The sequence below is a fragment of the Parvibaculum sp. genome, assembly GCF_045863935.1.
Lineage (GTDB): Bacteria > Pseudomonadota > Alphaproteobacteria > Parvibaculales > Parvibaculaceae > Parvibaculum.
The window spans coordinates 26,091-33,975 of sequence record NZ_BTVP01000035.1; the positions used below are offsets into that span (position 1 = coordinate 26,091).

Annotated in this window: 5 protein-coding genes and 1 tRNA gene; 2 read left to right on the top strand and 4 right to left on the bottom strand. The window is 63.4% G+C overall.

Annotated elements, in window-relative coordinates; genetic code table 11:
• Nucleotides 1–214: 214 nt before the first annotated feature.
• A complete protein-coding gene (locus ACKUUH_RS13760; RefSeq protein WP_407950482.1) occupies nucleotides 215–1,300 on the top strand; it encodes a Zn-dependent alcohol dehydrogenase in 1,086 nt (361 codons plus the stop codon).
• A 294-nt stretch (nucleotides 1,301–1,594) separates the two neighbouring features.
• Here ACKUUH_RS13760 and ACKUUH_RS13765 read toward each other — a convergent pair whose 3' ends face one another.
• The 4 genes from ACKUUH_RS13765 to ACKUUH_RS13780 all read right to left on the bottom strand — a co-directional run bounded on the left by ACKUUH_RS13765 (nucleotide 1,595) and on the right by ACKUUH_RS13780 (nucleotide 7,580).
• Nucleotides 1,595–4,324, bottom strand: coding sequence for a valine--tRNA ligase (locus tag ACKUUH_RS13765; RefSeq protein WP_407950483.1), 2,730 nt, complete (start codon nucleotides 4,322–4,324; stop codon nucleotides 1,595–1,597).
• Between the two features lie 232 nt (nucleotides 4,325–4,556).
• Nucleotides 4,557–5,249, bottom strand: coding sequence for a DUF2497 domain-containing protein (locus ACKUUH_RS13770; protein WP_407950484.1), 693 nt, complete (start codon nucleotides 5,247–5,249; stop codon nucleotides 4,557–4,559).
• Between the two features lie 118 nt (nucleotides 5,250–5,367).
• Entirely contained in the window at nucleotides 5,368–6,765 is a 1,398-nt protein-coding gene (locus tag ACKUUH_RS13775) for a TolC family outer membrane protein (RefSeq protein WP_407950485.1), read from the bottom strand.
• Nucleotides 6,766–6,917: 152 nt separating this feature from the next.
• On the bottom strand, nucleotides 6,918–7,580 hold the full coding sequence (locus ACKUUH_RS13780) for a protein-L-isoaspartate O-methyltransferase family protein (RefSeq protein ID WP_407950486.1): 663 nt from the start codon (nucleotides 7,578–7,580) through the stop codon (nucleotides 6,918–6,920).
• Nucleotides 7,581–7,811: 231 nt separating this feature from the next.
• Here ACKUUH_RS13780 and ACKUUH_RS13785 point away from each other — a divergent pair.
• Nucleotides 7,812–7,885: transfer RNA gene (locus ACKUUH_RS13785), tRNA-Cys, on the top strand.

The window sequence follows — 7,885 nt, forward strand, 5'->3', positions numbered from 1 at the left end:
TTCCGCCCGTTGCCGGGCGCCTCCTGCTCGTCAATGAAGGTGGCGGGATACTAGGCTGTGACGCGGCGGCGATAAAGTCCTACTGGTTTGCTCTGACTTTCCGGCGGCGGCGTGCGTGCGAGTTGACCCGGCGGCAAGAGCGGGGGAAAATTCGCCCCAACCGGAACCCAAGAATCGAAATCATCAACGAAATCCGGACACAGGGAGAAACACCATGAAAGCCGCCGTTCTGCGCGAGGTGGGCAAGCCGCTCACCATTGAGGACGTGAAGATCAACAAGCCGGGACCGCACGAGGTGCTGATCCGCACCGTGGCGGCGGGCGTCTGCCATTCGGACCTTCACTTCGTGGAAGGCTCCTACCCCTACCCGCTGCCCGCCGTGCTCGGCCATGAAAGCGCGGGTGTCGTGGAGCAGGTCGGCTCCGAGGTTCACACGGTGAAGCCGGGCGACCACGTCATTACCTGCCTCTCGGCATTTTGCGGCCATTGCGAGCATTGCCTGACGGGGCACATGTCGCGCTGCGTGAGCCCGGAAACGAAGCGGCAGGCGGGCGACGAACCGCGCCTCGCCAAGGATGACGGTTCGATGAACCAGTTTCTCAATCTCTCGTCATTCGCCGAGCAGATGCTGATCCACGAACATGCCTGCGTGGCGGTCCGCAAGGACATGCCGCTCGACCGTGCAGCCCTGATCGGCTGTTCGGTGACGACGGGTGTGGGTGCGGTGATCCATACATCGAATGTGAGGCCCGGCGAGACCGTTGCCGTGATCGGCTGCGGCGGCGTCGGCCTCGCGGCGATCAACGGCGCCGCGATCGCGGGCGCGGGCCGCATCATCGCCATCGACATGCAGGGCTCGAAGCTGAACCTCGCCAAGGAATTCGGCGCGACGGATGTCGTGAACGCGAAGGACGGCGACCCGGTGGCGCAGGTGATGGAACTGACCGGCGGCGGCGTGCATCACTCCTTCGAGGCGATCGGCCTCAAGGCGACGACGGAGCAGGCCTTCCGGATGCTGGCGCGCGGCGGCACGGCGAACATCATCGGCATGATCCCGCTGGGCGTGAACATCGAACTGCACGGCGCGGACTTCCTCGGCGAGAAGAAGATCCAGGGCTCGCTGATGGGCTCGAACCGCTTCCCCGTCGACATGCCGCGCCTCGTCGATTTCTACATGGCCGGCAAGCTCAAACTCGACACGATGATCGCGCGCCGCATCAAGCTCGAACAGGTGAACGAGGCCTTCGACGAACTGAAGCGCGGCGAACTCGCCCGCTCGGTGATCATGTTCGACGCGTAAGCGAAGGTCTGCGGACAAGGAAAAGGCGGTCCCGAGGGGCCGCCTTTTTTGTTGGGTGGCGGTAAATCATTGAGGATGAACCGCGAGATATTCGCTTACCCAAAGTCGTCATTGCCGGGCTTGACCCGGCAATCCAGAAGGCGCGGCAATGCGCGCCGTCTCGCTTCAAAAGCTCTTCGTGACGCGCGAGCCAACGCGGCAAAGGATTCTTGCGAAGATTGACGCCGCCTGCGGCGGCTTCTGGATGCCCGGATCAAGTCCGGGCATGACAAGTTTTGGGGTAGCGCGGGGGCGCTAAGCCGCCCCTTCGAGCCGCTTCAGCGCATCGGCGAATTTCGCGATGGCCGCTTCCGCGTCGGCCTTGCGCTCGCGCTGTTCATCGACGACATGGTCGGGCGCACCGGCGAGGAACTTCGCATTGCCGAGCTTGGCGTCGATCTTCTTCACCTCGTCGGCGAGTTTGCCGAGTTCCTTGCGCAGGCGCGCCGTCTCGGCATCGAGGTCAATGACCCCGGCAAGCGGCAGGATGAGCGTCGCCTCGTCGAGCACGAGCTGCACCGCGCCATGCGGCGCTTCGGACGCGGCATCGACGGTCGCAAGACGCGCGAGACGCTGGATGAGATCGCGGTGGCGCTCAAGCCGCGCAAGGCTCGCCTCGTTCGCATCCTTGATGAGGAGCGCGATTTTCGCACCGGCGGGCACATTCATCTCGGCACGGACGGAACGGACTTCGGAGATGAAGCGGATGACCCAATCCATCTCGGCATGCGCCGCCGCATCGCCGAGCCCGATATGCGCGGGCCATGAGGTTTTCACGAGCAGACCCTCGCGGGCCGGCCCCTTCTCGCCTGTACGCTGCCAGAGTTCTTCCGTGACGAAAGGCATGAAGGGGTGGAGCATCAGCAGGATGCGATCAAGCGCCCAGGCGGCGGTCGCGCGCGTCTCGGCCTTCGCTTCCTCGTTGTCGCCCAGGAGCAGCGGCTTGATGAATTCGAGATACCAGTCGCAGAAGACGTTCCAAACGAAGCGATAGGCCGCGTTCGCCGCATCGTTGAAGCGATAGGCTTCGATGGCTTCGGTGATCTCGGCGGATGTACGCTCGGCCTCGCCCGCGATCCACTTGTTGACGGTTTCCTTCACCCGCGCGGGATCGAAACCCTCGACGCGGACGCATTCGTTCATTTCGCAGAAGCGCGCCGCATTCCAGAGCTTGGTGCCGAAATTGCGGTAGCCCTCGACGCGGGACGTCGCGAGCTTGATGTCGCGGCCCTGTGCGGCCATGGCGGCGAGCGTGAAGCGGAGCGCATCGGCGCCATATTCGTCGATGATCTTGAGGGGGTCGATCACGTTCCCCTTCGTCTTCGACATCTTCTGGCCCTTCTCGTCGCGGACAAGGGCGTGGATGTAGACCGTGTGGAACGGCACCTCTTCCATGAAATGCAGGCCCATCATCATCATGCGGGCGACCCAGAAGAAGATGATGTCGAAGCCGGTGACGAGAACGTCGGTCTTGTAGTAGCGCTGGAGTTCCGGCGTCTTGTCCGGCCAGCCCAGCGTCGAGAACGGCCAGAGACCCGACGAGAACCAGGTGTCGAGAACATCTTCGTCGCGCGTGAGCTCAACCGGGTTGCCGTAGTGTTTTTCCGCTTCGGCGGCCGCCTCATCATCGCTGTAGGCGACGAAGACATGACCGTCCGGCCCGTACCATGCGGGAATGCGATGGCCCCACCAGAGCTGGCGCGAGATGCACCAGGGCTGGATGTTGCGCATCCATTCGAAATAGGTCTTTTCCCAGTTCTTCGGCACGAAGACGGTTTCGCCGCGCTCCACCGCGTCGATGGCGGGCTTGGCGAGCGTCGCGGCGTCCACATACCACTGGTCGGTGAGATAGGGCTCGATGACGACCATCTTGGACTTCTCGTCATGGGGGACCATGACGGTCTTGTCCTCGATGCGGTCGAGAAGACCGAGCGCCTCGATATCGGCAACCACACGCTTGCGCGCCTCGAAACGGTCGAGACCGCGATAGGCCTCCGGCACGTCATTGTTGATCGTGCCGTCGGGATTGAGAATGTTGATCTGCTCGAGCCCTTGCCGCTTGCCGACCTCAAAGTCGTTGAAGTCGTGCGCGGGCGTGATCTTCACGGCGCCGGAACCCTGCTCCGGATCGGCATGTTCGTCAGCGACGATGGGCACGCGGCGGCCGACCAGCGGCAGCTCCACGAACTTGCCGATGAGCGGCTTGTAGCGTTCGTCTTCCGGGTTCACGGCGACGCCGGTATCGCCCAGCATCGTTTCGGGGCGCGTGGTGGCGACGACGATGTAGTTGCGCGTCTCGGTGCCGGCGGGATTGCCCTCCTCGTCGAAGAGCGGCCACTCATAGGTGACGCCATCGGCGAGCGGATAGCGGAAATGCCAGAAGTGGCCCTTCACCTCGATGTTCTCGACTTCGAGATCGGAAACGGCGGTCTGGAGTTCGGGGTGCCAGTTGACGAGGCGCTTGTCGCGATAGATGAGGCCTTCGCGGTAAAGCTCGACAAAGACTTTCAGCACGGCTTTCGAGAGGCCGTCATCCAGCGTGAAACGCTCGCGGCTCCAGTCGCAGGACGCGCCAAGGCGGCGGAGCTGGCCGATGATGGTGCCCCCGCTCTCGCCCTTCCACTTCCAGACGCGCTCGATGAAGGCCTCGCGCCCGAGATCGCGGCGGCGGATATTGCCTTCCGCCTCAAGCTGGCGCTCGACGATCATCTGCGTCGCGATGCCGGCATGGTCGAGGCCGGGCTGCCAGAGCACGTCCTTGCCGCGCATCCGCTCGAAGCGGATCAGCACGTCCTGCAGCGTGTTGTTGAGCGCATGGCCCATGTGCAGGCTGCCGGTGACGTTGGGCGGCGGAATGACGATGCAATAGGGCTTCGCGCCCGCTTCTACCCGCTCGGGGTCCCCGGCACGGAAAGCGCCGCTTTCCTCCCAGAGTTCATAGAGCCGGGATTCGGCTTCCTGCGGGTTGAAGGTCTTGTCGAGCATTCGGTCACATCCGTGAGAAGAGGCGCAAAAAAGGGCGGCGCGGGCCTGTGTTACACAGGCGAAGGCCAGCTATCAAGTTCCGGGGAAACCATACAAATCCGTCATGACCCGCTTTATGCGGGTCATCCACGTCTTTTCTTACTCAATGTTCGAAAGGCCGCAAAGACGTGGATGGCCCGGACAAGCCGGGCCATGACGCACTAAGATGATTTCCGGAGATCGTGGCCTGGCGTCAGCGTTTGCGCCGCGATACGCGCTCGATTTCCTCGGCCACGAGGCGTTCGACCAGTGCCGGGAGGTTCTCGTCCAGCCATTCCTTGAGCATCGGACGGAGCATGTCGCCGACGATGTCTTCGAGCGTGCGGCCGCCATTCGCGCTCGACAGCGAACTGGCCAGGGCGCCGAAGGCAGCAGAAGCGGCCGTTTCGGCATCGCGCGACAGAATCGGGGATTGATCGGCACTCATGGCGGGCTCCTCAATGTCTGTATCGGCTGCTTCGTCCACAGGTTCGGGCTGCGGCGCAACGCCCGTGGCGAGCGCAGGCGCGACTTCGGGCTCAGGCTCCGGGATCGGCTCGTAGACAGGTTCGGGTTCGGGCTCCGCGAACTGGATGTCATCGATAAGTTCGGGTTCGGGCGCGGGCTCCGGCATGTAGGTGGCCGCAGGCGCCACGGGTTCCGGCGCCGGCTCCTCGTAAGTTTCCTCGGGAAGTGCCTCGGTCAGTTCGAGAATGTCGTCTTCTTCCGCGACTTCCTCTTCAGCGGGCTCTTCGGCAAACGCGGTCGCGGCAGGCGGAGGCGGCGGTGCGGCCTCGGCGGACTCCTGCGGCGTCTCTTCCGAGCCGCTGTCCTCCGAGATGATCCGGCGGATGGAGGCAAGAATCTCCTCCATCGTCGGTTCCTGTGCCTGCCCCTGATTGCTCATCAAATCGCCCTGCTCGCGCGTGTTTCGTCTCGTCCAATAAGACAAATAACAAGAGAACCTTAGGAGAAGTTGAACGAATTTGCCAACTTCCCCTTAATTTTCCGGTTACCGGTCGGGACTACTCGTCGCCGGCAGTGCCGAAGCCGATCCACTTGTTGCGAACCTCGCCATAATTCACTGCCGGATCGTAATAATCGACCGGCAATTCGAGGTTCCGCGCGGTGAGAAAGCCCATTGCGGCCAGAAGGCCGTATTCGGCCACGGCGAGATCGCGTTCGGCGCTGACGAGCGACACGCGGGCGTTGAGATATTCCTGTTCGGCATTCAGCACGTCGAGCGTGGTGCGCGCGCCCACTTCGGATTCCTGACGGACGCCTTCCAACGCGATCGCGCTCGCGTTCACGCCTTCCTGGTTGGAAACGATGCTCGCCCGCGAGGAGAGCAGCTGGTTCCACGCATTGCGAACCGCCTCGTCCACCTCGCGCATCGCGGCCGCGACCTGCAAGCGGCTCCGGTTGTGCAATTCCTTCGCCTCGCGCACCTGCGAGTATTCGACGCCGGCTTGATAGAGCGGGATCGTGAGCACACCGAGGATCGAGCTTTCCTCGACATCCCGGACGGTCAGCGAGGGGTCGCGCCCGTACTGATACTGCGCCTGAATGTCGACGGTCGGCAGCAGCGCGCCCTTGGCGACCGAGATCGCTTCGCGGTTGGCCTGCTCGGCATAGCGCGCCGACTGGAGCGTCGGGTTGTTCTTCTCTGCGACCGAACGCGCGTCTTCCTCGGTCTCGGGCAGCCCCGCGACGACGGGCGGCCTTTCGAGCGTGCCCGGCATCTGGCCGACGACCCGCTCATAGAAGGCACGGCTCGCCGTGAGCTGCGCTTCCGCCGCCGTCAGGTTCGACTTCGCGAGCGAAAGACGGGCCTCGGCCTGCGCGGTGTCGGTGCGCGTGAGTTCGCCGACGCGGAAACGGTCGGTGGTCGCCTCAAGCTGACGCTGGAGCACATCGACGTTGTTGCGATTGAGTTCCACGACGCTCTGGTCGCGAATGACGTCCATATAGGCCTGAACGGCGTTGAAGAGCGTCGCCTGTTCCACGCTTATCAGCGCTTCACGCCCCGCGAGCACGCCGAATTCGGCCTGATCGGTCGCATTGACGGTGCGTCCGCCCGCGAAGACGTTCTGGCTGAGCGTCACCGAACCCGTATAGGGCTCAATGTCGCCTTTGGCAGTAGCGCCGGTGTTGAGGGTCGTGTCGGTATGCGTCGCGCCATAGGTGCCCTGCGCCTGCACGCTTGGACGCCAGCCCGACAGAGCCTGCGGTACGCCTTCGTCGGTCGCACGCAACTGCGCGCGCTGCGCCTGCAGCGTCGGGTTTGTCTGGTAGGCGGCGGCAAGTGCGTCGGTGAGGCTGTCGGCGGAAGCGGGCGTGATGGCGAGGAGGCCAGTGAGCGCCGTTGTACCGAGAGCAAGAGCGAGGAGACGGGTCAGGGATGTTGTTCTGGATGACTTCATTTTTTCTTACTTCTCCGCGAAAGAGGCGGCTTCGTCCCTCAACGCATCCGCAGGTGGAACCTCAAGTCCGGCAGGCTAAATGCAGGCGGTGCGAATTACTATTCCCAGATTGAGAAGTATTTCGGTGACTGGATGCAATCTGCCAGTACCTGTCAGAAAACAAAGCTCTCCACAGGCTCAAAACCGGGGAGAAACCGGACATTCGCGTCGAAGGCGTCGCGGCCGCTGAAGGAACCGCCGGAGCGGACATAAAGCCGCGCCCTGCCGGAAACGCCATCGCCAAGCACGCAAACGAGGCGGCCGTCTTCGCGGAGCTGCGCCTGCAACGATTCCGGAACCGAACTGACCATGCCATTGATGAAAATGACGTCATAGGGCGCCTGCCTGGCGCAACCTTCGGTCAGGGGGCCCGAGACGATCACCGCATTGTCGACGCCGAGATCGGAGAGCGTCGCTCCGGCCTGCGCCGCAAGCCCTTCGTCGCATTCGAGTCCCACTACCGTTCCCGCGAGATGCGAGAGCACGGCGGTCGAATAGCCGGTGCCGCAGCCGACATCGAGGACGAGATCGTCGGGGCCGATTTCCGCGAGCTGGGCGAGCTTTCCGAAGACACGAGGCTCCATGAGGAAACGCGGCGGATTGCCGTCCGCGATCTTCACGTCCTCGTCCATGTAGGCGATGCCCTGCCGCGCGCTCGGCACGAAGCGCTCCCGCGGCACGGCGGAGAGGGCCTCGATCACCCGTTCGTCCGTCACCGCGTTCACGCGGACCTGGCTTTCGACCATGTTGAGGCGGGCGGTAGCGAAATCGGTCATGATCTGTCCCAGCGGCTTGGGCACGAAGGGCCCGCAAGTAAGGCGTTGGCGGCGTTTATACTGGCCCCGGCGGGCAAACTCAATTCGCTGAATTTCGCGGGAAGGCTCGACCTCCGGTTAAGAGGGCGGAAAGCTCTCAGCATGTATTGGTCGTTGTACCCAGGCCGGGGAATTGCTATACCCCGCCCGCCCTGAGATTGCGGTTACGAATCCCGCGGATCGCAGGGAAACGGCCACGTGGCGGAGTGGTGACGCAGCGGACTGCAAATCCGTATACCCCGGTTCGATTCCGGGCGTGGCCTCCA